This window comes from Paenibacillus chitinolyticus NBRC 15660 (assembly GCF_000739915.1).
In the GTDB taxonomy this organism is placed as follows: domain Bacteria; phylum Bacillota; class Bacilli; order Paenibacillales; family NBRC-103111; genus Paenibacillus_F; species Paenibacillus_F chitinolyticus.
Genome location: NZ_BBJT01000002.1, coordinates 83,687 through 110,518, shown reverse-complemented (window position 1 = coordinate 110,518; position 26,832 = coordinate 83,687). Strand labels below are relative to the sequence as shown.

The following is a 26,832-nucleotide window of genomic DNA, read 5'->3' as shown; positions in this document are numbered from 1 at the left end:
TTTGTGGTGCCTTATACGGTGAGTCGTTTTTCACGTCGATTACGCTGTGGGCTGGCTTACAAGGTGGCGAGATGGCTATCTAACGCCTGATCAGCACGAACGCACGTACAGTGAAACAGTGTAATGTTCCCGATTTTTAATTACATAAATTTACATTATCTATTAAGAATCCATTAAGATTCAAGTTAGAATTCTCTAGTAAAATGTGGAGTGGTGCAATCGAATAATAATAGAAGAGGGTGCAACAGTCACATGATGCGATCGAATTTGTTGGAAATAAGGAAGTTGATCATTTGTCTACTCACGCTGGCTTTGATTACGCTAGGCTCATGGACAGGAGGTAGTATTCAGGAGGCGAAGGCGGCAGTATCCGGAGATTATGAATACACAGAAAGTAACTCAGAAGTAACCATTACAGGATATACTGGAACGGACACAGAGGTTGATATTCCTGCTACAATAGATGGATATCCTGTAACGAGCATAGGAGGGTATGCTGCATTTTATAATAAACAATTAACGAGTGTGACGATCCCGGACAGTGTAACGAGCATAGGAGATGCAGCATTTTATAATAATCAGTTAACGAGTGTGACGATCCCGGACAGTGTAAAGAGTATAGGCGTTTCTGCATTTCATTGGAACAAATTAACGAGTGTAACGATCCCAAACAGTGTAACGAGCATAGGTAATAATGCATTTTATTGGAACGAATTAGCGAGTGTAACGATCCCAAACAGTGTAACGAGCTTAGGTGATTTTGCATTTTCTGATAATTATGGATTAACAAGCGTGATTATTGAAGGGGATTCAACTGCAATTGGAACTAATGCGTTTAGTAATTCTTTTAAACCTGTTTCGGTGATAGCCTTTGATCCTTCTATAGCGAAGACGTATGCTTCTGATTGGGGGCATACATTCCTCAATATTTTATCTTACGGAGTCAGCTATTCTCCAAACGGCGAATCAGAGGGAAAGCAAGCTAATTCAACAAAGGTAACGGTTACTGTTCCTGATTTTGTAGGATCTTCCAAAACGTATTACCGATGGTCAACAGCGGTAACGGTGCCCGATTGGCCGAATGTGGAGTGGGTAGAGTTCACGAGCGAAGAGTCCATTTCTACGCCTTCTGCTGTAGGTACGTGGTATTTGCACATTCGTGTTGACGATCAGAATGGAAGTCATGCAGCAGGATATTCTCATTCAAATGCGTTTAAAGTAGTTGCTGTGCCGAGCGCACCGACGAATGTAACGGCAACCGCAGGCAATGGACAAGCGACGGTCAACTTCGACGCCCCATTGAGCGATGGTGGAAGTGCGATCACGCTGTATACGGTTACGTCGAGTCCAGGAGGATTCAAAGGAACGAGCACAACCGCGAGTCCGGTCATGGTCACGGGATTGACGAACGGAACGGCGTATACGTTCACAGTAGTTGCAAAGAATAGCGCAGGCAACTCCGCGGTATCAGCGGCATCAGGGAGTGTGACGCCCGTCGCACCGATCAGTGTGCCTAGCGCACCGACGAATGTGACAGCAACCGCAGGCAATGGACAAGCGACGGTTAGCTTCGACGCCCCAGCGAGTGATGGGGGAAGCGCGATCACGGGCTATACGGTTACGTCGAGTCCAGGAGGATTCACAGGAACGAGCACAACCGCGAGTCCGGTCACGGTCACGGGATTGACGAACGGAACGGCGTATACGTTCACAGTAGTTGCAAAGAATAGCGCAGGCAACTCCGCGGCATCAGCGGCATCAGGGAGTGTGACGCCCGTCGCACCGATCAGTGTGCCTAGCGCACCGATGAATGTGACGGCGAGCGCAGGCAATGGACAAGCGACGGTCAACTTCGACACCCCATTGAGCGATGGTGGAAGTGCGATCACGGGCTATACGGTTACGTCCAGTCCAGGAGGATTCACAGGAACGAGCACAACCGCGAGTCCGGTCACGGTCACGGGGTTGACCAACGGAACGGCGTATACGTTCACAGTAGTTGCGACGAATGGTGCAGGTAACTCCGCGGCATCATTGGCAACGTCGAGTGTGACGCCCGTTGCACCGATCGGTGTGCCGAGTGCACCGACGAATGTCCAGGCGACCGCAGGTAATGGACAAGCAACGGTCAGCTTCGACGCCCCAGCGAGTGATGGGGGAAGTGCGATCACGCTGTATACGGTTACGTCGAGTCCAGGAGGATTCACAGGCACGAGCACAACCTTGAGTCCGGTCACGGTCACGGGATTGACGAACGGAACAGAATACACGTTCACGGTGGTTTCGACGAATGGCGCCGGATCAAGCCCAACTTCCTCCCCATCCAACCCCGTTACGCCAAGAAACAGCTCAAGCGGAAGTTCAAGCGGAAGTTCAAGCAGTAACCATGGTTCAATCAGCAGCCCCATTTACTCAACGAATGGGAAACTAACACTTCCGTTAGGAAGCACCGGTGAAGTGAGCTTGGATCAAGAGATCTTCATACGTATTCCGGCTAATGCTACCAGCAAACCGTTGGAAATTAACATTGAGAAGGTATCGAATACGCAAAATCTTTTTGCACATAATGAAATTTCGGCAAGCCCGGTGTTCGACGTTCAGAAGAATATTCCAGAAAATCTCAGTAAGCCAGCTACGTTGACTATGGTATTTAAACAAAGCCAAGTGAATAGCAACCAAACGGTAGCGATTTTTCACTATAATGAAGCTACGAAAACATGGGTGAAAATCGAGAACGGCAAAATCGAAGGCAATCGCATCAGCGTAGAGGTGGACAACTTCATGAAATTTGCTGTGCTGGTGGTAGATCGGGCGTCGGGATTGCCCATTGGAGCACCCTCGATAGACGAGTCGAAGGAAGTTAACTTTAGTGACATAGCCGGGCACTGGGCAGTATCCGACATCAATAAGGCAGTACAGAGCGGATTCGTGAATGGGTATGGGGATGGCACGTTCAAGCCGAATGCCATCATCACTCGGGCTGAATTTGTGGTGATGCTGATGAAGGCGTTGAAACGGCAAGAGGAAGCTGCGAAGCTTACGTTCAACGATTCGGCGAAGATTGGAACATGGGCGCAGAAAGCGATAGAGCAAGCTGTTCAAGCGGGCATCGTTAACGGCTACTCGGATGGCAGTTTCCGTCCAGATGCAGAAATTACACGCACAGAGATGGCTGTGATGATCGCTAAAGCGCTAGCACTGAAGGTGGAAGTGAATACTATAACCGACTTCGTGGACGACGCAGACATTCCAAGCTGGGGAAAGGCTCAGGTAGCAGTGTTGAAGAATCTTAGCCTGATATCAGGCCAAGGTTCGAACAAATTCGCTCCTCATGATAAGGCAACTAGAGCGGAGGCCGTAACAATTCTGCTAAAGATGATCGATCAAAAGAGTAAGCAGAGCTAAAGCAAGCGATCACCGTTATCAGAAACATGATTCCAGTTTTAAGGGAAGCTATTTAAAAAAAGCACAAGCGTCTTTGGAGAGTTATATACGATTAACAGATAATAGGGCACCTTTTGGGTGCCCTATTACATTACCTATTATGACTTTGATTGTTCACGCTGATGATTTGGCAGCTGGACCTCGAATACTGTTCTTTCAAAAGGGACACTCGTGAAGGTAATTGATCCGTCATGGAGGGAAATGATTTCTTGGACAATGGATAGTCCAATGCCGAGTCCTTCGCCTTTTCTGCTGCCATCGACACGGTAGAACCGTTCAAAAACATGTTTTTGATCCTGTAAGGGAATGCCGCGTCCTTTATCGATAACCGTCATGAATAGGGCATCATACTTTTCCGTAAGCCCGACCTCAAGATAATGGCCTTCTGATCCGTAACGGATCGCGTTGTCCAACAGGTTTCGCAGCGCACGTTCGATTAGGGAGGCATCAATCCAGGCTTGGATATCCTCGTCGGGGATATTGACTTCAACAGTAAAGTTTTGCCCCTCAAGAAACATCAGGTAGTCTGCAGCCACTTTTCGCATCATCTCAGATACATTATGCAAGTCAACATGAAGCTCTAAATTCCCCTCGTCCTGACGAGTAATATCTAACAATTGATCTAATAGCTTATCGATATAACGAGAGCGCTGCAGCAAAACTTTGGCACTCGCCTGCAGCTCCTTCTCATCCTTATATAATCCAGCGCGAATCGTTTCCGCATAGCCTAAAATCATCGTTAGCGGGGTGCGCAGATCATGGGAGAGATTAGATAGCAGCAGATTTCGTCTGGCGTCAAATTGCTTGATTTGTTCGCCTTGATTTTGAATACGGCGAGCCATGGCATTATAATGCGTAGTGAGTTGGCCAATCTCATCCTTTTTCGTATCCTCTAGTACAGTGAGTTCACTTTGGAGGTTAAGCTGCCCTAAAGCATGATTGAGCTTATTGATTCGTTTGTCCATGGAAGAGAAAAACCATAGAGACAGTAGATAGGGAATTAATAAAGCAACAATTAACGGTAGCATAAAAGTAGACAGGGCTTTAAAGGTGCGCATGAAAAAGTAAACTTGCCCATTTTTCATGTCGTCACTGGACAAGCTCATCAACAAATAATAGGGTTGATGAGCTTGGCTAATAGAAAAAGTAAGCGTAACTGGTTCATCGACCCCCCATAGGTTCTGAGGCATATTAAGCATTCGATTTGCAAGCTGCTCAAAATCATAGGTTTTCTTTTCTCCGAAGGTATCATAAATCGTCGATCCATCTGCTGAAATCCATTCATAACGAATATCAGGATGGTTGCTATGAGCATTATCCAATATTGGCGTGATGTCTTCGATCTGAAAAGCTTGATGCGTTGCAATCGTATTAAGTACTTCTTGCGAGAGGGCGTTCAGGCTTTTCAGATCATAACCCCTATCTCCTATTTTACCCATAACGAGACTAAGTGAACTAAACAGAAGAATACTAGTGATTGCACTAATGAGCATAAGTAGCCAAAGCTTTGTTCGATTTTTCATTGTCCATCACCTGAGAATCTGTAACCAATTCCACGTATGGTGTGAAGGTAATGAGGCGAATCCTCCGTGGGTTCAAGAATGCTTCGCAGTTTGCTGATAAAAACACTTAAATTGTTATCATCAAAGTTTTCATGATTCCACACCTGCTTGTAAATTTCTCTCTTGGTTAAAACGCGGTCTGGATTTTGCATGAACATTTCTAAAAGTCGGCACTCTACCGGGGTCACAGAAAATGATATTCCATCATTTCGCAAAAGATAATTTTCGATATCCAGCACTAATTTATTTAAACGTAGAATCTTAGCAGGATAAGAAGAATGAGGGCGATGTCTTCTTAACTGTGCTTGTACGCGAGCAACCAATTCCACTGGGCTAAAAGGCTTTGTGACATAATCATCTGCACCTAATCCGAGCGTCAAGATTTTGTCTTGCACTTCTCGTCTTGCACTAAGCGCAATTACTAATGATTCCATATTTGCGTCCCGTAGATATTGCAGTACCTCGAACCCGTTGCCATCATCCATCATGAGGTCCAATATCACTAATTCTATGGCATATTCCTGTAAGTATTGAATAGCTTGTCGTCCTGAACCGGCTTCTATGACTTGAAGTTCCGCTTGTTCTAAATGCATCCTAATTAACTGACGAATTCCGGGTTCATCGTCTACTATTAAAATTTGATTGATGGTGAATCATTCCTCCTACTTCAGCGAAATAAAGCCAATCTTGATCACGATCAAATCATATCAATAATAGATAGAGAAATACATATTTACTGCAATTCATTAAGAATCTATTAAGAAAAGTACATCTGTATTTTGATAGGAGAATAAAGGAATGATTTTTGAGTCAACTAAAATGAGGAGGTTGGTTTATGTTGATGGCACATTGATTCAATAAATCGATACTCAGAATGCCAGATCTAAATTTTGCTCTATAGATGTTACGCTGAACTTGTATTACAAATAGCAGTAAAGCGGATGAACCGGGTAGGCTGTTGCTTGCCCGGTCATTTTCATATTTTGCGATAACAACCGAGAAGTGCCGAAAGAAACAAGCCAAAGACGGCTATCGCACTTCGGTTGCTTCGCCCATTAGTTGGAATTGACGTCATAGAATTGATCTAATAATGAAACAAGTTGTTTGGCCGCAGGAGAAAAATGCTTTTGACGATGATAGACATAACAGATCCCTCTGGTGAAGGTAACCCCTTTTACGGGTATTTTGACGATCAATCCGCTTTTAATTTCTTGTTGAATGGCAAAGTTAGAAACAATCGATACGCCAAGTTCATGAATAACCGCTTGTTTAATTCCTTCCAAGTTACTGATTTCAAGATATTTGGGTGGAGTAAACCCTAATTCCTCAAACTTTCCTTCCAAGTAACCTCGCGTGGCCGATTTGTCAGGTTTGATAATGAACGTTTCGTTGGCCAAGTCCTGTAGGGTACAAACCGGCTTTGCGGCAAGCGGGTGCAGAGGGTTGACAATAAGGACAAGCTCGTCCTCGTAAAAAGTTTTACGTTCAAAACGGGATTCATCCATCAATACCCGATCAGACAGAACAAGAAATTCAACTTTATTAGATTCCAACATGTGAATAAGATGGCTAGAAGAAGTAATACTCATGTTGATTTTAATATTTGGAAACGTTTTGGAATAATTGCGCAGGATCATGGGAAGCAGATAGACGCCCACAAAATTGCTCGCACCGAACGACAATGTTCCATAGGATAAGTCTTCCAACTGCCTAATATGATCTTTGGCTGAATGCAGCAGGTTGATCATTTGCTCCGCGTAAGGCTTGAACTCTTCGCCTTGTTTCGTCAGGTAAAGCTTTTTGCCGATCCGGTCAAAAAGTAATACCCCCAACTCCGCCTCCATGCTTTGAATTTGCATGCTAACGGACGGTTGGGAGCAATAGAGCAATTCGGCCGCCTCCGTAAAGTTCAAGCACTCGGATAGAGTGAGGAATGTTTGCAGTTTGCTGAAGTTCATGGGCAGTTCACCTTTCAAGGAAATTGTATTATAATGATTTGTTATTGTTTATAAAAGATAATCAAATTGATTGATACAATCATCGTTACTATACTAAAAATGCAAACGAAAATAAATAAAAGGATGGGGATTCGATGAATCTGGATTGATAACAAGATGAGAGGATTACAAGAATAAAATCGGATTGATTCAACAAAAAATATTGTCTATTATGAAAGCGTTATCATTAGACGGGGAGGGCACGAGATGTCCGAGATCAAAGGGAACTTAGAAAGTGATGACAAACAGCCGCCGATCAAGAAAAAGAGCAAGATGGAAGAAAGCATGAAGAAGTGGGGGATTCCCCTGGCCATAACGGTCGGATTGCTGCTGTTCTTTATGCCGACGCCTGAAGGCATGAGCGCGCAAGCCCAAAGTTCGATCGCCATTTTCACCGGAGCGCTCATTCTTTGGATTACCACCCCGATTCCTATTTATTTGACCTCCATTATGGCCATTTTACTGCTTCCTCTAGTCGGAGCTGTTAAGGATCAATCGGTCGCGTTCGGAACATTAGGGTATGACGTCATCTGGCTGATGGTCTCCGCGTTTATTCTCACCGCTGCCATGATCAAGTCGAATTTGGGCAGAAGATTATCGTTATGGATGGTCACAAAGTTCGGTAAGACGCCGAAAACGACGTTGTTTTTATTGATTGTCATCAATTTTATTCTCGCCTTCTTCGTTCCTTCCACTACGGCTAGAGCTACACTTATGGTGCCGATTTGCCTAATTTTGTTGGAAGTCTACAAAGCGATACCGGGTAAAAGCAACCTTGGCAAGACGATGATGCTTCAAGGGGTTCAAGCCGACGCGATTGCGACATCGGGTGTCATGACGGCTACTTCGGGAAACATTATCGCAGTCGGATTCATTAATGATCAGGCAGGAGGTAACATCGGCTACATGGATTGGCTTCTGGCCTCTATGCCCACTGCGATCGTTACGATGCTCATCACGTTCTTCGTCGGATTAAAGCTGTTTTCATTCAAGGATGAAACCAATTTCACAAGCGCGATGGATACACTCAAGGATGAGTTAAAGAAGTTGGGTTCATTCTCCCTGGATGAAAAGAAGGCTGTGGCGATCTTTATTTTTACTGTAGTTCTATGGGCGACCGGTGACTACCACAAGGCTTGGTTCGGTTTCGAGATCAGTACGGAACAAACGGCCGTGCTCTCTGCGCTCCTGTGTCTCTTGCCCCGAGTCGGTTTGCTGACATGGAAAGAGACCAACATCAAATGGGAGCTGATGATTTTCGCGGCAGGTGCCTACGCGGTCGGTAATGCGCTGGATAAATCGAAAGGCGCGGAGTGGATCATCGGCAAGGTCGTAGACGCTCTGGGATTAGAGCAAATGAACCATGCTCTGGTTTATATCGTGGTGGTGTTCCTCAGCATGTACAGCCATCTTATCTTTACAAGCAAAACCGTACGAGTGACGATATTGATACCGGCATTCATCGCACTGGCCAAAACGCTCGGACTGGACCCTGTCCCGCTAGCTTTAGCCGCAGCCATGACCATGACGTACACCATCACGCTTCCGCCGCATTCCAAGGTGAATACCATCTATTTCGGCACAGGATATTTTACCGTATTGGATCAAGTGAAATATGCGGTCGTGACATGCTTTATCGGTGCTTGCGTGATCAGCTTGGCCATATTCACCTGGTTTAAAGTCATCGGAATATAGATTATTAGGAGGATACCATGCTGCAGAGAAAAGTTATTTTAGCCATTGCTGACGGGGTAGGAGACCGCCCCCACCCACTGCTTAATCATGAAACGCCGTTGGAATTCGCGAAGACGCCTCATTTGGACAAGCTGGCTTTGATGGGCATTTCAGGCATGATGGATTTGATCGGTTCGGGCATTCCCGTGGGGACGGATATGGGGCATATGATTTTATTCGGCTACCAGCCGCATCATTATCCCGGACGGGGGCCGATCGAAGCTCTGGGAATCGGAATGGAGGTTCAAGAGGGAGACGTCGTGCTTCGGTGTAATTTCGCCACGGTGGACGACAACGGAATCGTTGTCGATCGCAGAGCGGGACGGATCCGGCAGGGAACAGATGAAATCGCGGATGCGATCAACGGTTTGGAGCTTCAAGGGGTAAAGGTGTATGTTAAACCGGCAACGGAACATCGAGCTGTACTTATCCTGCGGGGAGCCGGATTGAGCGAAAATATCAGCGATTCGGACCCTAAAGCGCCGAACGACGGATGTCCCTATCAAGAGGTACAGCCGCTGGACGATTCGGAGGAGTCCAAGAGAACGGCATCGATCCTGAATAATCTTCTTTCTAAATTTCACGCCATCTTATCGGATCATCCGGTCAATGCAAAACGTGTCGAACAGGGCAAACTGCCCGCTAATTTTCTTCTTACCAGGGGAGCCGGGAAGTTGGCTCGTCTTGAGCCGGTCACGGATGAACTAAACATAAAAGGAAGCTGCATCGCGGGAGAAAGTACGGTTCTCGGCGTTGCACGGCTGGCCGGCTTTAAAGCCATCACGGACAGCAGTATGACAGGAAATATCGATACGAATATTGAGCTGAAAGCTAAACTGGCGATCGAAGAAATCGCCCACAGTGACATGGTTTTGGTACATTTCAAGGCACCTGACCTGAAAGGTCATGATAATGAACCGCTTGAAAAAGCAAAAGCGATCGAGCAGTTCGATAAAATGGTGGGGCTTATCGCTCAGGGACTGCCTGATAACACCTATCTCGCATTGGCTGCCGATCACTCAACGCCTTGTGAGGTAGGAGAACACACCGGCGATCCCGTTCCGGTTCTGATTTACGGGCCCAGCGTCCGAAGAGACCGGAATTGGCGGTACAATGAAATTGATTGTGCTTATGGAGGGCTAGGACATTTAACCGGAAATGAATTTGTCCGAACGCTCTACGGTCTTATGGGCCGAGTGAAAAAGCTGGGGAATTAGCTATTTCACAATCCACATAGCTTAGTCTACTTCAAAAGAACCGTAATCGTTATCCAAGAGAGGCTGGGAATTTTCCCAGCCTCTTTTTTATTATCCGTTTGAATGACGTACAATCCAGGTATGGAAACTTTTTCTTTGTACATTCGTAAGTAAAGCACGGATCCAAGAAGTCGGCTCCTCACATTCACAGCAAATCATCCCACATCAGTAAGCTGTCTCTTGCAAATGCATGAGTTTCGAAAAGAACAGTCATGCGAGAATAAAATCGATAAAGGGGATGGAGACTTGTTATGTTAGGCATGATCGTAATGGTACTGTTGTCATGGCTTTTGCTTCGCTTCACGATTAGGCAGCCGTTGTCCGTACTCGGGTACAATCCAATTGGTCTGCGCCTGCGGCAATTTGGAATTGCTTTACTGATTGGACTGGTCGTTTGTGCGGTTGTCAAATGGACAGAGTCTTTGATTACGTCAGCGGGCTGGGAAGTAAACGCCGGCTATCGATGGACTGACTTTTTCGCTGCCAGTTGGTGGAGTTTTAAGTCTGTTTGGTTTGAAGAACTGCTTTTTCGGGGAGCACTGCTTGTTATACTGATCCGCTGGTTCGGTGTTCGCCCCGGAATTGTTCTTTCGGCAGCCGCCTTTGGGGTTTATCATTGGTTCTCGCATGGTTTGTTCGGCAACATCCCCGTTATGATTTTTATGTTTGCAACTACTTTTGTGATGGGACTGGTATGGGCATATGCGTACTCAGAATCGGGTTCCATGGCAATCGCGGCGGGCAGCCATCTCGGTTGGAACGCAGCTTCGGCAATCCTATTCTCTGACAGTCCTATTGGCGATCAATTGTTTATTCCGTTTAAAGGTGCCGAGTATGTGCCGCTCACGGGCTTGCCGTCGCTATTGTTCTTTATCGCTTCGAACACAGCGTTGCCATTCATACTGTTTCTCTGGATCAAGTACAAGATACGAAATCGTCCCAGAGGCGAAACTGCATTTTTCTGATAAGGCGTAGAATAAAAAAATAAAACATCAGCATAACGTGAACGAGTACCTCACGTTATGCTGATGTTGCTGTGAAGGAGGAGAGCTTTATGCTTTATATCTTTAGCGGGTTACCAGGCACCGGGAAGTCCACGCTATCATCCGCTCTGGCTAGAGAGTTACAAGCAGCGTATCTGCGAGTCGATGTCGTGGAGCAGGCTATGCGGGTTGCCGGAACTTGGGACGATGGACCTGCGGGTTACATCGTGTGTTATGCGATTGCATCGCAGAATCTCCGGCTGGGCCTTGACGTCATAGCAGATACAGTCAATCCTATCCATGAAACGCGTCAAGCTTGGCGCAGCGTGGCGGAATCCCTTGAAACTCCGTTTGTGGAAATCGAAGTGATCTGCTCTGACGATCGTGAACACAGGCATCGAGTCGAAACGCGTGCAGCCGATATACCCGGTTTTGTTCTACCTACTTGGGAGAAGGTCAGGAACCGGCAGTATGATGTTTGGGACCGAGATCACATCATCATCGACACAGCTCATCAAACTGCGGCCGAAAGCTTGATGACGTTGCGTGAACTGTTGGAACGGGAACGCAGAAAATTTAATGGATTGAGCGAACGGACGTAAGTTGAATAACATGCTGAAACAGCAGCAGGTCCGGAGTCTCTCCTAAGTTAATAAGAAATTGTCGGTAGTCAAGATTTATGCCTATGACATGGAGTGGAATAAGCTTAGAAGAACGGATTCAGTACAGTTCAAACATATAGTGCGTGAGTGCGTTTTAATGACTTTACTTATTTAAAATAGGTATTTCTCCAAGCAGTTTCCTCAAGTTAATAGAATCCCACGGTAAATGCTCTGTTATACCCAATCCAACCACATCTGTTTCTTCAGACAGCTCTTTAATCAGATTAAGGAGCCCGGACATTTGCATGGTTCCAGCAGCAGAAAATTCATAAGGGGTTTCAGGGTTGGCGAATAATAAAGAACGAAATGCTTTAGGGTCAAGCACATCTAAATCAAGGTGAATTGCTAGGTGCTTAATGTTACTTTGTTTAATCCATTCCTTTATAGATTTAGTGCCGTTCATTAACTCTTGGGTTCCAGCAGTTTTAATACCTAGTCGTTGAATGATTTCTGTATCTAAATCTGTTTGTACATTTATACCTGCAATAAACACATTTTCAGGGTTTAAAGGAATTTTTACATGTTTGGCGAACTCTTCATCACCTTCTCCCATCAAGTTCCCGAGAGGTAAGGTATGCCCATAATCATACCCTACAATTCTGCCTAAATCGCTGTGAGCATCCATCCAAACCAAACCTAATTCCCCCTTGTATCGTTCGTTTAAATAGGCGAATGGGGCTTGTTCGACTAAGCAGTCACCACCAAACATAACAATACGATCCGGTTTATAAGCATCAATGATATGATGAGCAGCCTCTAATTGCTCAAGCAGCTGTTTTCTTCCATACGTACCGTTCTCGTTTTCAAGCGGAATTCCGTCATAAGCCTGAACGGGGACATGAATAAGGGGCTGATCATTGTCAGGAGCTAGCCAAGCAAGGAGTTCGGCTCCAAAAGAGTAGTTAGGATTGTTTCCCCCTTGCCATTGCGGCATCAGTAGGCGTATTGTTTTTTTAGTCATTTTTTTCTCTCCTTTATTTAAAGTAAAGCCAGTATAAAATGTAGACCCGCAAAAAAACAGTACGCACTTAATTGATAGGTACTTCCAGAAAGGATAGTGTAAGCATTAAAACCGTGGCGGTGCGATGAGTCCTCGGGATCCGGAAGGCCAAGAGCAAACGAAAGGGCAATCTTCAGTTGCTGGCATTAAGATTTAAAAATTGATGAAAGACAGGAGTTAGATACAATGATAAAAGGTTTTGGAGGCATCTTTTGGAGAACTAAGAATATGGATGTAATAAAAAAATGGTACAGTGAAGTGCTGCAGATTGAAATAGAAAACTGGAATGGGACTGTGATAAAACCCCAATCAGGAAATGAGACGATCTTTTCTTTCTTTACCGAGAATGACAATTATTTTCCGGCAGAACAACAAGTGATGTTAAATTTCGAAGTACATAATCTGGACGAGACTATTAAGCATCTTGAACATATTGGTGTACCTCTTGCAAAGAATAAAGAGGTTAGTGAATTTGGAAAGTTTATTTGGATTGAAGATCCTGAAGGCCGACTGGTCGAACTTTGGGAGAAATAACGTGTTTGGTTGGACAGGATGAATAGTGCCATGGAATAGATCGAAACAAACCTTCATCTGCTGAAGCTTGACGTAATAAAGCATAATAGTTATTATAGACTTGTTAAGTCTGTGTTTGAGGTGATTATGAATGAAATACTCCAAGGCTACCGATTATGCCCTCCATACGATGCTCTTTCTTACTGCGGCGACTCCCCAAAAACCAATAGGTGTACAGCAGTTGGCGGAGCGGCAAAGTGTGTCTCCAACCTATTTGTCCAAAATACTGACCAAGTTGGTGAAGGCGGGCATGATTGAATCGATAACGGGAGTGAATGGCGGCTATCGACTCAAACGAAATTGGGAAAATATTTCGTTCCTAGATATCATTCATGCGATTGAAGGCTCGGCCTCTTTGTTCGATTGCAGTTTCGAACATGGACCTGGATGCCCGATTCAGAAGGTGGTATTATTGGCAGAAGAGAAGATGGAAGAACAGTTGAGAAATCAGAAAATGTCTGATCTTGTGCGGGAATACAATATAGTCATATAATAATTTCTTTTTTTAAGTCAATTAAAGATATTAATTATCTTTTATATCTTTAATATTGTTTTATAATGGCTAGGATTGAATCGATAAAGGGGGTGAATGGCGGCTATCGGCTCAAATGAAATTAGGGAAATAGGATAACCCTGGTAAATGGGAAAGAGAGGAGACTATGAATATGAAAGCCATTGCGCTTGGACAATACGAGGGCGCGAAATATCATCCTTTCACGTATATCGATCACGAATTGCAAGCCATATTTGAACAGGCTATGGACGTTGAATGTACGGATGATTACGCTGTGCTTCAGGAGGATAAACTGAAGGGTTATGATCTGTTCATATCGTACACCGACTTTTCGGATCTGGAGATCCCCGAAGATCAGGTACAAGCGCTCCTATCCTATGTGAAAAACGGCGGGGGGCTGCTAGCTATTCACAACGGTATCTCTCTGCAGCAAAGCGAAGAGCTCGAAAAGTTAATCGGCGGCAGGGTTACGGGACATCCGGAATATACGTCGCTGCCAATTCGATATAATCATGGGAGTCACCCGATTGTGGGGAATTTAAGCGATTTTGCGATAGATGAAGAACCTTTCCGGTTCGAGCTGAGTCCGCATGACTCGGCGGTTATACTTGCCGAATATGACCATGATGGCCAGCGGTGGCCTGCAGCGTGGGCACATACCTATGGCTCCGGACGCGTGGTATATCTGATGCCGGGGCATCATCTTCCATCTTTCCGGGTAGAATCCGTACGCAAGCTGATTCGAAATAGCGGAATGTGGGCTGCCCAGAGGTTCGTAGAGTAGTTAACCAGGGGGAGAAATCCCCCGTTTGACCCCTATTATCAAAAGAGGAGCAAGAAGATGGACGTACTCAAAAGCCAGTATGAAATGATCCAACGCACAAGGGAATCATTATTTCGTTATTGCGAAACTTTTTCCAAAACAGATTATGTTAAAGAAGTTGAAGCCTTAGGCGGAGATTCTATTCGCAGTCTACAGGCTCATGTAGCCGATTGTTACCGGGTATGGTTGGGGAGTCGTGCCCTTGGTAAATCACTTCCCAAAATAAAACCAGAATCCATTGACAATGTACAGGAAATGCGTGAAATTTTTAAGAAAACGGATGCCCTGGTTCATGAATTTCTGAGTGAATTTAAAAACAAATGGGACCCTACCGTTCAAGCCTCCTGGCAGAGTGACAGCGTAGAGTTAACCGAATTATGGCTATTTACGCACACCACCACCCACGAATTTCATCATAGAGGACAAATGTTAAAAATGGGCAGGCAGCTCGGGTATATCCCGCCGAAAATGAACCTCGCTAAACTTAAGCGATTTCATTGAACCGGGAACTGAATGTAGGTACATAACTCTTTTTTTAAAGCAATTAAAGATATCTAGTATCCTTAAAGTCTAAATATCGAATTTTAACTGGGAGAGTGTAGAGTATGCAAGCAGTGACGACAGAAGCACAGCATAGTGCGGTGCAAAAGTATAAAGTTATTCCAATCATGGTTTCCTTACTGTTAAGCGGATTTATTGGGATGTTTAACGAGACGGCTTTAAACGTAGCGCTCAGCGATTTAATCAACCTGTTTCATATCACCGCCGCAACGGCCCAATGGCTGACGACCGGTTACTTACTGACCCTGGGCATATTGGTTCCGGTATCGGGGTTGTTTCTTCAATGGTTTTCAACCAGGCAATTGTTCACGGCTTCGCTCCTGTTATCTTTACTCGGCACGGCGGTGGCGACGGTTGCCCCGGGATTTGAGCTGCTCATGCTTGCACGGGTTATTCAAGCCGCGGGCGTAGCGCTCATACTGCCGCTGATGTTTCACACCGTGCTGGTCATTGTTCCACCCGAGAAGAGGGGAATGACTTATGGGCTAATCGGGCTCGTCCTCGTGGTTGCTCCTGCTGTCGGACCTACTCTTTCCGGCCTGTTGATCGAGCAGCTTAGCTATAACTGGATTTTCGGATTGTCTCTTCCCGTTTTGGCGTTTTCTCTTCTGTTTGGAATGCGATATATGCAAAATATTTCGATCATTACCAAGCCGAAAATAGATATCTATTCGCTTATCTTATCCACACTTGGCTTCGGCGGGATTGTATTTGCTTTGAGCAGCGCCGGGGAAGGAGAAGGGGGACTTGGGTCGCCCAAGGTCGTGATTCCGTTGATTGTCGGCATATTGGCGCTTGTGATATTTGCGGTACGGCAATTGCGAATGAAGCAGCCCGTGATGGATTTAAAGGCATTCAAACAGCCGATGTTTACGGTTGGCACGGTTATGCTTATGATCGCTGTAATGGTGATGATGGCAGCTATGCTTATGCTGCCCATGTATTTGATTAGAGGCTTAGGTCTAAACGCATTTTCTACCGGACTTGTTTTGCTGCCCGGGGGGATTGTGAACGCAGTCATGCAACCGATTATGGGCAGATTATTCGATAAATTTGGGCCAAGATGGGTTGTTCCCGCAGGAATGGCCTTGGTATCCGTCGTGCTCTGGTTCCTATCCGGAATTACGACAACGACGACAATCCCCCAAATCATTGCGCTTCATACCTTCTTGATGATCGGGATCTCCATGGTCTGGATGCCTTCGCAGGCGAATGGATTGAACCAATTGCCTCCTTCACTTTACCCGCACGGCAGCGCGATTATGAATACAGTCCAGCAGGTGGCGGGTGCGATCGGCACAGCGGTTGCGGTAAGTATCATGTCTGTGGGCATGAGCAGCTTTCTGAAACAAACGGCAGACCAGACGGACCCGGCCAACGTGACGCTTGCTTTGACAGCGGGAATACAGAACGTTTTCGAAATTGCGATTGTCGTTGCGATTGTAGGTTTCGTCTTCTCTCTGTTCATGAAACGTGTTCACATACCGGAGCAGAAATAACGACAGCTAACGGCAAAGGATTCCGCGGCGAAATTGCTGCGGACCGATGCCGCGATACCAAGGTTTGCGTCGATTGACTTCCGCTATCCAAGGGCTCCACTTCAAACCTTTATTAGGAGAAAAAAGGGGGATAAATACGATGAGAGATGAACTATTTGATTCGGCGGTATGGGAAAAAGCCTGGAAGGAAGATCCGTATACGGGAGTAAACAAGATGAAGAGGGCCGGCATCGATCCGGCGCATTCACTTGATTCAGCCGCCGAGTCGTTCAATAAAGAGGTGTTCAGCGAAGAAGGCAGGCGAAGGGCCAGGCGGATTATGAACTGGCTAGAGGACCAGGGCGTTGAATTTTCGGGATCTTCTGTTCTGGATATAGGTGCGGCGTCGGGTGGCTTTTCCGTACCTTTCGCGGAGCGGGGAGCGGATGTTACCGCAGTTGAAACTTCTCGTCCGTTGATCGAGCTCCTGGAGCAAAATAGTTCGGGCTTGACGAATGGAACGGTCAAGGTGGTTCACGAACCTTTCGAAAACATCGATCTTGAAGTAAGGGGATGGGAGCGAGCGTTTGATCTCGTCTTTGTCTCCATGTGCCCGGTTCTGAGCGATTGGGCCAGTGTGGAGAAGGTGCTGAGCTGCGCGAAAGCGTTCTGCTACATGAGCTTGTCGGTAGGTTCCAGGAAGCACAGCCTGGTCGACGAGGTATGGCCGCTTGTCACGGATCGCCCCCGAGAGACCGAACATTTGGAGATGATTTACCTGACCCAATTACTGCTGCTAAAGGGATACTCGTATCAATCGTTGGTAACCGAAGAAATGAAAATAACGACAGTCTCCAAGGAGACGGCATTCAAGGAGACGATCAATTGGTTGAAAATGTACGGTATCGCGGCGGACGATAGGGTTCGTGATATTGTCTCCCGTTACTTGGACACGCGCTATCCCGGCGGACAAGTGGAAATCCGGCAAGGCGGCCGGTTCGGCAAAGTGCTTGTTCGTCTGCAAAATCAGCATATGTACGACAGAGAAGACCGTATCTAGCCTGCAGTCGCCATAAATACCGAATAGCATACTAACGAGGAGGACTAAACAACATGAACAAAGTGGATGTAGCGATTATCGGGGGAGGTCCCGCAGGTTTGAGCGCCGGACTTATGCTGGGACGCGCGAGGAAGCGGACGATTGTCATTGACGAGGGACGTCCCCGCAATGGCGTGACCCGGGAGGCGCACGGTTTTTTGACGCGAGACGGAATCAGCCCGAGTGAATTCCGACGTATTGCGCAGGAGCAGCTGCGCGTCTATCCATCGGTTTCCCAGGCGGAAGATACCGTTGTGTCCATTTCGGGCGAGGACGGATCCTTCTTGCTGGAGACGGCCACAGGGATGAAGATCGCCAGCAAAAAGCTGCTGTTTGCCGCAGGTATGAAGGATCACAAGCTCGAGATTCCGGGATTGGCCGAGGTCTACGGGAAGAGTGCCTTTGTTTGCCCGTATTGCGATGGATGGGAATTAAGGGATGAGCCGCTGGTTGTCATTAGCAGAGGAGCGGCACTCTTGCATTTCGCTCCCTTGTTGTCGGGGTGGACGAAACGGTTTGTCGTTTGCACGAATGGCCCCGATGAATTGAGTGAGGCTGAACGCGATGAATTGCGGGATCATGGTATTCCGCTATTCGATACGCCGATTCGTGCCATATTATCCAGCGAGGGTATGGTGAACCACGTTGTGCTTGAGGATGGGATAGAAATTCCATGCACGGGAATCTTCTTCAAGTCGGATCTGGTTCCGGGAACGGATTTGCCGCAGTCCCTTGGCTGCCGCACATCGGATACAGGGGTGATTGAAGTCGACAAATTCGGAAAATCCAGTGTCCCTGGCGTTTACGCGGCGGGTGACACGTCTTCACTCATGCATCAATCCATTGCTGCAGCCGCATCGGGGGCTGCAGCCGGGGCAGCAATAAATGGAGAATTAAATCAAGAAGCTTGGCGGAAAACGCAATAAATGATCCAACCATCGGCTGGCAGCTCTGGATTTTGTCCAGAGCTGCTGTTTTTTGGAGGCACGAATGTTCCCACCGTTGACGAATCTATGAATCTGCTGTATTTTCATATAATGTTACATATCATATGTGGACATCCGTTTCCGGGGTACGCTGTAAACAGGAGGAGTTGTTATGATATCTAACCGAGGCACCCAAATCGGTCCGCCGCGTTTCGGCGTTGCCGTGCATGCTTTGATTCTGCTTGCCCAATGCGAAGGAATGCTTTCCAGCGCGGCCATAGCCGGCTGTGTACAATCGCATGCGACCTTCCTCCGCAGAGTATTGGCGCAGCTCACTCACACTGGTATTGTGGAAGCGAGAGAAGGGCGTGGTGGGGGCTACTATTTGAAGCGTCGTCCGGATCAAATTACCTTGGCGGATATATTTATGGCCGTCAAATCGGATTGCTGTGAACAGGGGGTTGAACCCGATTGCGCCACAGGTCTGCAAATCGATACGAAGCTCGAAGCGATTATGGGAGAAGTACAGAAGCAGACTGTCGAACTGCTCAAGCAGCATACGTTAGCCGATTTGATGCAAGGTTAATTTCCGGATTGCAATGTGAGCCGGAACGTTATATACTGTAATCAAATGAATTGCAGTTGGTCGTCGGCTGCATTTTTATTTAAGATATACTGTGCCTAAATTAGGCACAGTAATTATTGAGGAGGAGAGAATGATGTCCGTTTCACAACCATCTCTAACCGTGGAGCAGCAGCAGTTTTTCGATGTTATTAAGGATCGCCGGTCCGTCCGCAGCTATGATCCCGAAGTCAAGATTTCGCGGGAGGAAATGAACGAAATCTTGCAGCAAGCGACGCTGGCTCCTTCAAGCGCCAATTTGCAGCCGTGGAGGTTCCTCGTTATCGACTCGCCGGAGCTGAAGCAAAAGCTTTTTCCGATCGCGTATAATCAGCAGCAAGTGATCGAGGCATCGGCCGTCATTGCGGTCTTAGGAGATTTGGAGAGCATTAAATTGGCCGAAAAAATTTACGGAATGGCAGTTGATGCGGGTCACATGCCTGCAGAGACGGCTAAATCGTTCGTGGAACGCTACCAAGGAATCTTTTCGAGCATGCCTCCGGAGACTATTCGCCGAATCGTTTCCATTGACGGTGGATTGATATCCATGCAGCTCATGCTTGTAGCCCGCGCCAAAGGCTACGATACGGTTCCGATGGCCGGCTATGACGAGGCCAAGTTTGTGGAAGCATTCAATATTTCAGAACGGTACGCTCCCGTTATGCTTATCGCCATCGGGAAGGCGGCGAAGCCGGGACATCCGACGTTAAGATTGCCGATTGAGGATGTCACTTTCTACAACGAACTGCCCAAGGCATAAACATATTCAGTACGAAAAGACGCCGGAGGATCCAATGGGATCCCGGTGTCTTTTTTGTTTAGCCGACGGTTTTAAAGGACAGCGCTTTAAGGGTTCAAAAGCAAACGACGGGTCCAGAATTAATATATATTGACGTGTATATACAGGTAAGTGTATATTGAAGTCATGAATACATCTGTCATGCAATTAACGTTACTCACACTCGCCGAACCGAATCGATTCAACATTGTTGAACTCCTAAAGAAGGGACCGCGATCAGTGGGAGAAATCGTTCAGGCACTGGGCATCAGCCAGCCGCATGTGTCTCGTCATTTGCGCATCTTGAGCGAGGCTGGACTTGTACGATCCCGCAGCAAGGCACAACAGCGTATATACAGCCTCGAGGCGGGACCTTTTCAGGAACTGGATGAATGGTTTGATTCCTTCAGCATCCTGTGGGAAGAGCGTCTGGACAATTTCGAGGACTATATGCTGGATTACAAGAAGAAGGAGGAACAATGAAAGGTCTCAACAGTTTTATCGCGAGCTGCACGCTGAACGACCCGAAAATCTGGAACGAGCGGTTTGACGCGCTTGAAATTTACCTAAAAAGGATGAATACAGATGAGAAGAAAAACAATCATTCGCAAAAACCGCGAGCGTAGAGAGCTTACCGTCGAACGCACCGTTGCGATACCCACTAAGCTTGCTTGGGAAGGCTGGACTCAGCCCGAACACATTACACGATGGTGGGGGCCGAAGAACTGGACGACAACCGTTTATGAAATGGACGTAAGGCCAGGCGGCGTTTGGCGGTACAGTCTGAAATCCGATGACAACAGTGGTGAAGAAGCGTACTGCAGAGCCGTATATGAAGAGGTTGAGGCACCTCGCAAACTGGTGTATACCGAGACTCTTTTGCTGCCAATGACTGGAATATCGTTTCCGATAGCGAGATGTTCACGACAGTCCTGTTCGAGGAAGGAATTGGAGGTACGCGGATTAGCATCGTGACGCGATTCGCTACTAGCGAACAATTGGACAATGCTGAAGCCATGGGAATGATCGAAGGATTCAAGGATGCGTACGATCGTCTTGAAGAATACTTAGAAACATTAATGGGAGGACCTATGAACACGGTTATTTCAAAAGATGGAACAAGGATTGCTTATAAAAAACAAGGGAACGGACCCGCTCTTATCCTGGTATCGTCCGCGGTGGCAGACCATCAGGATGCCGCTCAATTGGCGGAGCAATTGACATCTCATTTCACCGTTTACAATTACGATCGTCGTGGGCGGGGCCACAGTACAGATACAGCTCCCTATAGCGTGGAGAGAGAAGTGGAAGATATCGCAGCTTTAACGGAAGTCGCCGGCGGCCAAGCCAGCCTGTTCGGAAGTTCGTCCGGAGCCGTGTTGGCGCTTGAGGCGGCAAGCTTGCTGGGGGATCGCGTAACGAAGCTCTATCTGTATGAACCGCCGTTCATTATTAATGACAGCCGCAAGCCTGTGCCTGTTGACTATGTCCAACAATTGAATTCACTGACTGAAGCCGGTAAAAGATCTGATGCCGTCGAATATTTCGCATCCGAGGCTCTTGGCATTCCCGGAGAATTTATCGGCTACATGAAGGCCGATCCCTCCTGGAATAAGATGGAGGATTTATCGCACACACTCGCGTATGACGGTCTGATTATGGGCACCACGCAGTCAGGCAAGCCGCTGCCAACGAACAGATGGGTAGTGAACGCTCCAACGCTGATCATGACAGGGGAAAACAGCGAGCCTCTATTCCATGACGCCGCACAAGCTCTTGTTAAGCTTCTGCCTAAAGCTGCGATTCATACGCTGGCAGGTCAGGATCATTCTGCAGTAATAACGGCACCGGAAGTGCTGGCGAAGACTGTCGTCGATTTCGAATTGTAAGAGACATCTTACATAAGGAGAATATAAACATGACGGATCTTCAAACGTTAGTGGCTAAACCGCCAGTCACTGCAAAACCGGTAACAGTGACCGCTTCCAGATTTGCGCTTGTGTCGGTCTTCTCAGGAACATGGTTCATTCTGGTGCTTTGCAGCCTCCATCTTCTGGAGCCTGAATTCGATCCGACATGGCGTTTTATCAGCGAATATGCTTTGGGCGGTTTCGGCTGGATGATGCGGCTTGCATTCGGATTGTTGGCTGCTGTTCAGATCTGTGTCGCAGTGGCGATATATCCCCAAATTCGAACCGTTACGGGATATATCGGGCTCGTTATTCTTGGTATTAGCGCAATCGGAGTCTTGATCGCGGCTATCTTCATCACCGATCCGATATCAATTAGTCCGGATGGTGCAACGTTCAGCGGCAGGATGCATTCCATTGGTGCCATGCTTGACTATACTCCCGTTGCGGCGCTTCTGCTCAGCATTTCGCTAACACGTGACAACACTTGGAGACCCGTTCGGAATCGGTTGTTCGCAAGCGCTGGCATTGCACTCGCAGCCATGATCGTATTTGTCCTGCAAATCAGTTTGGTCCCGAAGTACTGGCAGGACTGTTTGGACGAGTCTTGATAATAGCCGACCTGCTATGGCTTCTGATCGTCGGAGTTCATGCGGCCAAGCTTCACAAGCAGAGTTTTTAAAGAATCGTGCTAGAAAAGATTCGTATGTACTCCGGTTTTTGGCCAGGATATGGGCGATCCTCTTATGTTCGGGAAAGCCGCGGTACCAGACATGCCTCGTAATCATTTTCGTTATATGTTGTGACTCGGTGCAAAAAGAAACGGACTAGCATAAGTTCAAATGCTAGTCCGTTTCTTTTTGTTCATTTTTCTCTTTATGGGCTGCTTTCGCTCTAAAAACGCGAGACAAAACTGTAATACAAAAAATGGGGAAGACAAGAACTTATATCGCCATATGCAAATGGTATTGGTTCTTATGTAAAATCATATTTGTAAATGGTAATATAATGACCTTTTTTGGTAATCGGATGACAGGATACATAGCTGGACTAGAAATTAAGGAATTGTAAATGTATAATGTAAATGTAATATTAAGAAAAATATGATAAAGATTGGAAGTGATTAAAAGACAGTTATTGTCACAAAATTTAATTCAGGTATTGGAGTAGTAAAGTCGTGGTTTTTTAAGAAATTACTGAAATTCATTCTGAATCCAAAAAAAGGAGTGTTACACAATGAAAAAGAATTTTTCAAAATTAGTGGCTTCTGCAACTATCCTTTCAACTGCTTTATTAATTTCCGTGGCACCTGCGAGCGCTGCTACTACACTTTTTGCTGGAGATTCTAGTGCTGTTTCGGTAAATGACGGTTTAAAATCCATAGGAATTACTCCATATGCAATTAAGGATACATTAACTTGGGATTTAACTGGCAATGTAGTGGACCCTAGCAAATCTTATTCCGTAACAGGTGGATATCCAAATGTTAAACTGTACGCAAAAAATACAGGATCAAAAGATTTTAGAATCGAAGTAAAGCACGACACTAAGAATAAGGTTATTTTTGATAAAACCGTTGAAGCAGGTAAATCGGTTGAAGTGATCAATAATGATAGTAGCCCGACGGTTCCCTCAGGCAATTATACCGTGACTATTTACGGTGGATCAGGTCTTCCAAAAGGACAAGTTGTTCTTAAAAGTTCTGACACTCCGTGGCAATAAAAAAATAAGGACGACAGAAGCGATATGATCTTGCAATGCAGGTACAACATCCGTTGTATCTGCATTGTTTTTTTTGCAAAAACTTCACAGGACACCGTACTGAATCAGTCCTCTCATCAACGACAGAATGAATCAGCTGGCTGCAGACAGTGCGCTAGCGCAGCGCATATTAATCGAACTAGGCTGAAATCCGAGACTTGTTCAAAATGAAATAACAGGAGCTGCGAAGGCAGCTCCTTTCGCATTATTTCGCCAATAGGCCCGTTAAGCTGAACCGGATCCTAAGTTCATTTCCGATTCCGCGTTAACTTTGATAGGGGGGATCAGCACTTCCGTCATCGTTCTAGCGATAGAAGTCAACCAGATCGCCAAACAATCGCTTGGTAAATTCAAGCTCGGCCTCGGTGTATTTCCCCAAAAATTCGTTCATTCTCTGCGCTTCCTTGGCATGGAGCTCGTCATGCAGGGCAAACAGCTTTTTTCCGACCGGCGTCAGCCGAAAATACACTTCTTTCTTATTGTCGTTGAGCTGGGCTTTTCGAACCCACCCGGCCTTCAATAATTTATTGGTGACCTTAGACGTGTTCCCTTTGCTTAAATCTAGCATGGCCGCGATGGATGTAACGTTAATCGGCTCCTGTTCTCCGATGCATGCAATGGTGTGCAGTTCCGTCATGTTCAAGCTAAATTCCGCACCTATGATTTTTCGAATTTCCTCGAGATGAGATCCGGTTATCCGGGATTCGTACTGCTCTTTTTGCTGAAGAATCCCAATAAAACTTTCATGAATCGCGGCTTTGTTTGTCTTGATTGCATCCATGATTTTGCTGGCTCCTCGTTTTGTTTAGTTTGTTTATTATATCACAAATTATTTCCTGTGAAACAATATATTCTTGCAGGTTGACAGTAAGAAAATCGGCGGGTACAATTATATTGTTTCATAAGAAACCATGTTATAGTTTTAAGTGGAACAAACCATTTGTTTTAGATGATTTTCTTTTATTCAATCGAAACTATAAGTAGGATCGGAGGTTTTTATGAAGATGCGACCCGGAGTAAATTTACGTTATTTTGCTTTTGAACAGCCATTCGTTAGGGAAGAAGGAGTGCTCATGCATGGAACTATTGAATCCGAAGACACTGACGGATAAAGTCACGTCTGTCATTTCCCATGTCGTTGTAACTACGGCCTCAAAGCTAGCCTTCATATCAGGTCAAGTGGCGGTGGATGAAACAGGAAAATTAATGGGTTCCGGGGACTATCGTACACAAGCGATTCAAGCGTTCACCAATCTCAAGTATGCGTTGGACGCTGCCGGAGCGGATCCGCTGCAGATGGCTAAAATGAATATTTTTGTAGTCAACCACAGGCCGGAATTGGTCTCGGTCATATTTGATGCCGGGCTTCAGGTATTTGGATCTAACTGGCCGAAGACGGCAAGTACATATATAGGCGTTCAATCACTAGCCGATCCTGCTTGGCTCATCGAAGTAGACGCTATCGTTACCTTCCCCTAATAGTTAAGAAAAGAGGTTATACGTATGGAACATGCATATGAGGTTATTGTAATCGGCGGCGGGCCCGTCGGCATGATGTTGGCAGGAGAATTGGCATTGGCCGGCATAAAGGTTTGCGTTGTGGAACGGTTAAAAGAAACGACTCCTTTCTCCCGCGCGCTTACCGTACATCCACGGACACTTGAAATATTGGATATGCGGGGCGTGAAGTCGAAGCTGATGAATAAAGGGCGTCCGCTGCCTAGAGGGCACTTCGCGGAACTGGACACGCCATTGAATTTCTCGGTGTTGGATTCGACCTCCAACTATACGCTCTTTCTACCGCAGAGCGAGACGGAGAAAGTGCTCGAAGAATGGGCTCTTGGCCTAGGCGCGGAGATCCGAAGAGAGGTTGAGGCGCTGTCTGTACATCAGGATGAGGATGGGGTCGATGTTCAACTTGCAGGACCTGACGGAGAGACGGCGTTAAGAGCTCTTTATGTGGTCGGAACCGATGGGGCCGGAAGCTTGGTTCGCAAACAAGCCGGTATTTCTTTCGAAGGTACCGATGCGACCTTCACCGCTATTCTGGGAGATGCCGTTCTGGCCGAGCTGCCTTCCAAGAGCGTTGTATCCCGAATTTCTGAAAAAGGTTTAGTCCGTGTCATGCCGATCAATGAACATCTCTATCGGGTTTTGATCATTGATCCGGAACGTTCCCATGTATCTAAGAACGAACCCTTAACGGTTGAAGAATTTCGTGCGTCGCTAATCCGCACGGCAGGAAGTGACTTTGGATTGACCGAGGCAAGATGGCTGTCCCGGTTCGGTAATGCGACGCGGCAAGCGGGCCGCTACCGGAATAACCGATTGTTCTTGGCGGGTGACGCGGCGCACATTCATTTTCCGGCCGGCGGACAAGGAATGAATGTCGGTCTTCAAGAAGCGATGAATTTAGGCTGGAAGCTTGCCGGCGCCATTAAGGGTTGGGCCCCGGACTGGATGCTGGACAGTTATCATACGGAACGCTTCCCATGGAATACGGCCTTGCTTCGGAATACCGAGGTCCAGACCTTGCTTTTGGACGCGGCACCTCCGATCATGGAAATGCGAAGCATGTTGTCCAAGCTTCTCAGCATACCGGAGGCTAATTATCAAATCTCGGCTCAGATTGCCGCAATTGATGTGCACTATGCGCCAGACGCCGAAGCACCGCCCCATCCACTAAACGGGAAACGCTCTAAGGACATTGCGCTAAGGCTGAAAGACGAACAACGGGTTAGCATGTATCAGCTCCTGCACAAGGGTACTTTTCTTCTCTTGCAGCTTAATTGTAATGAACAGAGTGAACAGAATCGGGAAGAGTATCGCAACCTTCAAGTTGTGTCTGCATCGTTGGACGTAACCGGCGACGATTGGAACGATGTCCACTCAGCACTCATCAGGCCGGATGGCCATATTGCATGGGCGATATCCCGCTCAAATTCAAATCCTAGACAAACGATTAAGGAAGGGGTTGCCCGCTGGTGCGGAAACGTTACTGAATAGGGTTGGTGAAGGTTACCGCGTGTCGAAGCGGATCGATGAATCGAGCCTACGCAATTTGATTCACGGCTGCTTTACTTCCCGGTACTAAATAAAATAGCTTCCGCCTATTACATAAGGCGGAAGCTATTTTATTAATTCTAATC

Annotated in this window: 27 protein-coding genes and 3 pseudogenes; 23 read left to right on the top strand and 7 right to left on the bottom strand. The window is 46.6% G+C overall.

Annotated features, from left to right (window positions below):
- The first annotated feature begins 252 nt into the window (after positions 1-252).
- Positions 253-3,405, top strand: coding sequence for a fibronectin type III domain-containing protein (locus PCH01S_RS29565; protein WP_084706501.1), 3,153 nt, complete (start codon positions 253-255; stop codon positions 3,403-3,405).
- A gap of 137 nt (positions 3,406-3,542) precedes the next feature.
- On the opposite strand, the gene PCH01S_RS02235 is transcribed toward PCH01S_RS29565, so the two are convergent.
- The 5 genes and pseudogenes from PCH01S_RS02235 to PCH01S_RS02225 form a co-directional block, all read right to left on the bottom strand.
- Positions 3,543-4,967 (bottom strand): HAMP domain-containing sensor histidine kinase, encoded by a 1,425-nt coding sequence (locus PCH01S_RS02235; RefSeq protein WP_042226460.1) that lies wholly within the window; start codon positions 4,965-4,967, stop codon positions 3,543-3,545.
- Positions 4,964-5,194 (bottom strand): winged helix-turn-helix domain-containing protein, encoded by a 231-nt coding sequence (locus PCH01S_RS31720; protein WP_409372154.1) that lies wholly within the window; start codon positions 5,192-5,194, stop codon positions 4,964-4,966. The genes PCH01S_RS02235 and PCH01S_RS31720 overlap by 4 nt, the downstream gene beginning before the upstream one ends.
- 95 nt (positions 5,195-5,289) lie before the next feature.
- Positions 5,290-5,395: pseudogene (locus PCH01S_RS31715) on the bottom strand (DNA-binding response regulator); the annotation flags it as partial.
- Positions 5,372-5,599, bottom strand: a pseudogene (locus PCH01S_RS31710) (response regulator); the annotation flags it as partial. The pseudogenes PCH01S_RS31715 and PCH01S_RS31710, both read right to left, overlap by 24 nt.
- 462 nt (positions 5,600-6,061) lie before the next feature.
- Positions 6,062-6,964 carry a LysR family transcriptional regulator gene (locus PCH01S_RS02225; protein ID WP_042226457.1) on the bottom strand — a complete coding sequence of 301 codons (903 nt, stop codon included), beginning with the start codon at positions 6,962-6,964 and terminating at the stop codon, positions 6,062-6,064.
- Between the two features lie 246 nt (positions 6,965-7,210).
- Here PCH01S_RS02225 and PCH01S_RS02220 point away from each other — a divergent pair, with 246 nt between their 5' ends.
- The 4 genes from PCH01S_RS02220 (at position 7,211) to PCH01S_RS02205 (ending at position 11,578) form a co-directional block, all read left to right on the top strand.
- A complete protein-coding gene (locus PCH01S_RS02220; protein WP_042226455.1) occupies positions 7,211-8,698 on the top strand; it encodes an SLC13 family permease in 1,488 nt (495 codons plus the stop codon).
- 17 nt (positions 8,699-8,715) lie between these two features.
- The gene (locus PCH01S_RS02215) at positions 8,716-9,954 is read left to right on the top strand and encodes a 2,3-bisphosphoglycerate-independent phosphoglycerate mutase (RefSeq protein WP_042226454.1); all 1,239 of its coding nucleotides are present in this window, start codon (positions 8,716-8,718) and stop codon (positions 9,952-9,954) included.
- 290 nt (positions 9,955-10,244) lie between these two features.
- The gene (locus tag PCH01S_RS02210) at positions 10,245-10,958 is read left to right on the top strand and encodes a CPBP family intramembrane glutamic endopeptidase (RefSeq protein ID WP_042226452.1); all 714 of its coding nucleotides are present in this window, start codon (positions 10,245-10,247) and stop codon (positions 10,956-10,958) included.
- Positions 10,959-11,047: 89 nt separating this feature from the next.
- Entirely contained in the window at positions 11,048-11,578 is a 531-nt protein-coding gene (locus tag PCH01S_RS02205; RefSeq protein ID WP_042226450.1) for an AAA family ATPase, read from the top strand.
- Between the two features lie 163 nt (positions 11,579-11,741).
- Here PCH01S_RS02205 and PCH01S_RS02200 read toward each other — a convergent pair whose 3' ends face one another.
- Entirely contained in the window at positions 11,742-12,599 is an 858-nt protein-coding gene (locus PCH01S_RS02200; RefSeq protein ID WP_042226448.1) for an arginase family protein, read from the bottom strand.
- Positions 12,600-12,824: 225 nt separating this feature from the next.
- Here PCH01S_RS02200 and PCH01S_RS02195 point away from each other — a divergent pair, with 225 nt between their 5' ends.
- The 16 genes and pseudogenes from PCH01S_RS02195 (at position 12,825) to PCH01S_RS02135 (ending at position 23,644) form a co-directional block, all read left to right on the top strand.
- On the top strand, positions 12,825-13,172 hold the full coding sequence (locus tag PCH01S_RS02195) for a VOC family protein (protein WP_042226447.1): 348 nt from the start codon (positions 12,825-12,827) through the stop codon (positions 13,170-13,172).
- 130 nt (positions 13,173-13,302) lie between these two features.
- On the top strand, positions 13,303-13,704 hold the full coding sequence (locus tag PCH01S_RS02190; RefSeq protein ID WP_042226445.1) for an Rrf2 family transcriptional regulator: 402 nt from the start codon (positions 13,303-13,305) through the stop codon (positions 13,702-13,704).
- A 172-nt stretch (positions 13,705-13,876) separates the two neighbouring features.
- Complete coding sequence (locus tag PCH01S_RS02185) at positions 13,877-14,509, top strand: ThuA domain-containing protein (RefSeq protein WP_042226443.1); 633 nt, start codon at positions 13,877-13,879, stop codon at positions 14,507-14,509.
- 57 nt (positions 14,510-14,566) lie between these two features.
- On the top strand, positions 14,567-15,049 hold the full coding sequence (locus PCH01S_RS02180; RefSeq protein ID WP_042226441.1) for a DinB family protein: 483 nt from the start codon (positions 14,567-14,569) through the stop codon (positions 15,047-15,049).
- 113 nt (positions 15,050-15,162) lie between these two features.
- Positions 15,163-16,608 (top strand): MDR family MFS transporter, encoded by a 1,446-nt coding sequence (locus tag PCH01S_RS02175; RefSeq protein WP_407670220.1) that lies wholly within the window; start codon positions 15,163-15,165, stop codon positions 16,606-16,608.
- A gap of 139 nt (positions 16,609-16,747) precedes the next feature.
- The gene (locus PCH01S_RS02170; protein WP_042226439.1) at positions 16,748-17,647 is read left to right on the top strand and encodes a class I SAM-dependent methyltransferase; all 900 of its coding nucleotides are present in this window, start codon (positions 16,748-16,750) and stop codon (positions 17,645-17,647) included.
- Between the two features lie 53 nt (positions 17,648-17,700).
- Complete coding sequence (locus PCH01S_RS02165) at positions 17,701-18,612, top strand: NAD(P)/FAD-dependent oxidoreductase (RefSeq protein ID WP_042226438.1); 912 nt, start codon at positions 17,701-17,703, stop codon at positions 18,610-18,612.
- A gap of 172 nt (positions 18,613-18,784) precedes the next feature.
- Positions 18,785-19,198 (top strand): RrF2 family transcriptional regulator, encoded by a 414-nt coding sequence (locus PCH01S_RS02160; protein WP_042226436.1) that lies wholly within the window; start codon positions 18,785-18,787, stop codon positions 19,196-19,198.
- A 133-nt stretch (positions 19,199-19,331) separates the two neighbouring features.
- Positions 19,332-19,994, top strand: coding sequence for a nitroreductase family protein (locus PCH01S_RS02155; protein ID WP_042226435.1), 663 nt, complete (start codon positions 19,332-19,334; stop codon positions 19,992-19,994).
- A 165-nt stretch (positions 19,995-20,159) separates the two neighbouring features.
- The gene (locus PCH01S_RS02150) at positions 20,160-20,495 is read left to right on the top strand and encodes an ArsR/SmtB family transcription factor (RefSeq protein WP_042226433.1); all 336 of its coding nucleotides are present in this window, start codon (positions 20,160-20,162) and stop codon (positions 20,493-20,495) included.
- Positions 20,492-20,638: a hypothetical protein gene (locus PCH01S_RS30755; protein ID WP_164977138.1), complete on the top strand. Its 147-nt coding sequence runs from the start codon at positions 20,492-20,494 to the stop codon at positions 20,636-20,638. The genes PCH01S_RS02150 and PCH01S_RS30755 overlap by 4 nt, the downstream gene beginning before the upstream one ends.
- A complete protein-coding gene (locus PCH01S_RS31025; RefSeq protein WP_255246820.1) occupies positions 20,598-20,987 on the top strand; it encodes an SRPBCC domain-containing protein in 390 nt (129 codons plus the stop codon). The genes PCH01S_RS30755 and PCH01S_RS31025 overlap by 41 nt, the downstream gene beginning before the upstream one ends.
- A pseudogene (locus PCH01S_RS31190) lies at positions 20,960-21,025 on the top strand (hypothetical protein); the annotation flags it as partial. The gene PCH01S_RS31025 and the pseudogene PCH01S_RS31190, both read left to right, overlap by 28 nt.
- Positions 21,026-21,028: 3 nt before the next feature.
- Positions 21,029-21,901, top strand: a complete 873-nt coding sequence (locus PCH01S_RS02145; protein WP_322786822.1) for an alpha/beta fold hydrolase — start codon at positions 21,029-21,031, stop codon at positions 21,899-21,901.
- Positions 21,902-21,930: 29 nt separating this feature from the next.
- A complete protein-coding gene (locus PCH01S_RS02140) occupies positions 21,931-22,533 on the top strand; it encodes a DUF998 domain-containing protein (protein WP_241688684.1) in 603 nt (200 codons plus the stop codon).
- Positions 22,534-23,158: 625 nt separating this feature from the next.
- Positions 23,159-23,644: a hypothetical protein gene (locus tag PCH01S_RS02135; protein WP_042226428.1), complete on the top strand. Its 486-nt coding sequence runs from the start codon at positions 23,159-23,161 to the stop codon at positions 23,642-23,644.
- A 343-nt stretch (positions 23,645-23,987) separates the two neighbouring features.
- Here the strand turns inward: PCH01S_RS02135 and PCH01S_RS02130 are convergent, their stop codons facing one another.
- The gene (locus PCH01S_RS02130) at positions 23,988-24,464 is read right to left on the bottom strand and encodes a MarR family transcriptional regulator (RefSeq protein WP_042226426.1); all 477 of its coding nucleotides are present in this window, start codon (positions 24,462-24,464) and stop codon (positions 23,988-23,990) included.
- A 296-nt stretch (positions 24,465-24,760) separates the two neighbouring features.
- Between PCH01S_RS02130 and PCH01S_RS02125 the strand changes: the two genes are divergently transcribed.
- Positions 24,761-25,162 (top strand): RidA family protein, encoded by a 402-nt coding sequence (locus PCH01S_RS02125; protein ID WP_042226424.1) that lies wholly within the window; start codon positions 24,761-24,763, stop codon positions 25,160-25,162.
- Positions 25,163-25,186: 24 nt separating this feature from the next.
- The gene (locus PCH01S_RS02120) at positions 25,187-26,689 is read left to right on the top strand and encodes a monooxygenase (protein WP_042226422.1); all 1,503 of its coding nucleotides are present in this window, start codon (positions 25,187-25,189) and stop codon (positions 26,687-26,689) included.
- The last annotated feature ends 143 nt before the right edge of the window (positions 26,690-26,832 follow it).

Excerpts from the sequence above, each read along its gene's own strand:
- PCH01S_RS29565 (WP_084706501.1), top strand. The coding sequence starts at position 253 with ATGATGCGATCGAATTTGTTGGAAATAAGGAAGTTGATCATTTGTCTA.
- PCH01S_RS02235 (WP_042226460.1), bottom strand. The coding sequence starts at position 4,967 with ATGAAAAATCGAACAAAGCTTTGGCTACTTATGCTCATTAGTGCAATC.
- PCH01S_RS02225 (WP_042226457.1), bottom strand. The coding sequence starts at position 6,964 with ATGAACTTCAGCAAACTGCAAACATTCCTCACTCTATCCGAGTGCTTG.
- PCH01S_RS02220 (WP_042226455.1), top strand. The coding sequence starts at position 7,211 with ATGTCCGAGATCAAAGGGAACTTAGAAAGTGATGACAAACAGCCGCCG.
- PCH01S_RS02215 (WP_042226454.1), top strand. The coding sequence starts at position 8,716 with ATGCTGCAGAGAAAAGTTATTTTAGCCATTGCTGACGGGGTAGGAGAC.
- PCH01S_RS02210 (WP_042226452.1), top strand. The coding sequence starts at position 10,245 with ATGTTAGGCATGATCGTAATGGTACTGTTGTCATGGCTTTTGCTTCGC.
- PCH01S_RS02205 (WP_042226450.1), top strand. The coding sequence starts at position 11,048 with ATGCTTTATATCTTTAGCGGGTTACCAGGCACCGGGAAGTCCACGCTA.
- PCH01S_RS02200 (WP_042226448.1), bottom strand. The coding sequence starts at position 12,599 with ATGACTAAAAAAACAATACGCCTACTGATGCCGCAATGGCAAGGGGGA.
- PCH01S_RS02195 (WP_042226447.1), top strand. The coding sequence starts at position 12,825 with ATGATAAAAGGTTTTGGAGGCATCTTTTGGAGAACTAAGAATATGGAT.
- PCH01S_RS02190 (WP_042226445.1), top strand. The coding sequence starts at position 13,303 with ATGAAATACTCCAAGGCTACCGATTATGCCCTCCATACGATGCTCTTT.
- PCH01S_RS02185 (WP_042226443.1), top strand. The coding sequence starts at position 13,877 with ATGAAAGCCATTGCGCTTGGACAATACGAGGGCGCGAAATATCATCCT.
- PCH01S_RS02180 (WP_042226441.1), top strand. The coding sequence starts at position 14,567 with ATGGACGTACTCAAAAGCCAGTATGAAATGATCCAACGCACAAGGGAA.
- PCH01S_RS02170 (WP_042226439.1), top strand. The coding sequence starts at position 16,748 with ATGAGAGATGAACTATTTGATTCGGCGGTATGGGAAAAAGCCTGGAAG.
- PCH01S_RS02165 (WP_042226438.1), top strand. The coding sequence starts at position 17,701 with ATGAACAAAGTGGATGTAGCGATTATCGGGGGAGGTCCCGCAGGTTTG.
- PCH01S_RS02160 (WP_042226436.1), top strand. The coding sequence starts at position 18,785 with ATGATATCTAACCGAGGCACCCAAATCGGTCCGCCGCGTTTCGGCGTT.
- PCH01S_RS02155 (WP_042226435.1), top strand. The coding sequence starts at position 19,332 with ATGTCCGTTTCACAACCATCTCTAACCGTGGAGCAGCAGCAGTTTTTC.
- PCH01S_RS02150 (WP_042226433.1), top strand. The coding sequence starts at position 20,160 with ATGAATACATCTGTCATGCAATTAACGTTACTCACACTCGCCGAACCG.
- PCH01S_RS30755 (WP_164977138.1), top strand. The coding sequence starts at position 20,492 with ATGAAAGGTCTCAACAGTTTTATCGCGAGCTGCACGCTGAACGACCCG.
- PCH01S_RS31025 (WP_255246820.1), top strand. The coding sequence starts at position 20,598 with ATGAGAAGAAAAACAATCATTCGCAAAAACCGCGAGCGTAGAGAGCTT.
- PCH01S_RS02145 (WP_322786822.1), top strand. The coding sequence starts at position 21,029 with ATGGGAATGATCGAAGGATTCAAGGATGCGTACGATCGTCTTGAAGAA.
- PCH01S_RS02140 (WP_241688684.1), top strand. The coding sequence starts at position 21,931 with ATGACGGATCTTCAAACGTTAGTGGCTAAACCGCCAGTCACTGCAAAA.
- PCH01S_RS02135 (WP_042226428.1), top strand. The coding sequence starts at position 23,159 with ATGAAAAAGAATTTTTCAAAATTAGTGGCTTCTGCAACTATCCTTTCA.
- PCH01S_RS02130 (WP_042226426.1), bottom strand. The coding sequence starts at position 24,464 with ATGGATGCAATCAAGACAAACAAAGCCGCGATTCATGAAAGTTTTATT.
- PCH01S_RS02125 (WP_042226424.1), top strand. The coding sequence starts at position 24,761 with ATGGAACTATTGAATCCGAAGACACTGACGGATAAAGTCACGTCTGTC.
- PCH01S_RS02120 (WP_042226422.1), top strand. The coding sequence starts at position 25,187 with ATGGAACATGCATATGAGGTTATTGTAATCGGCGGCGGGCCCGTCGGC.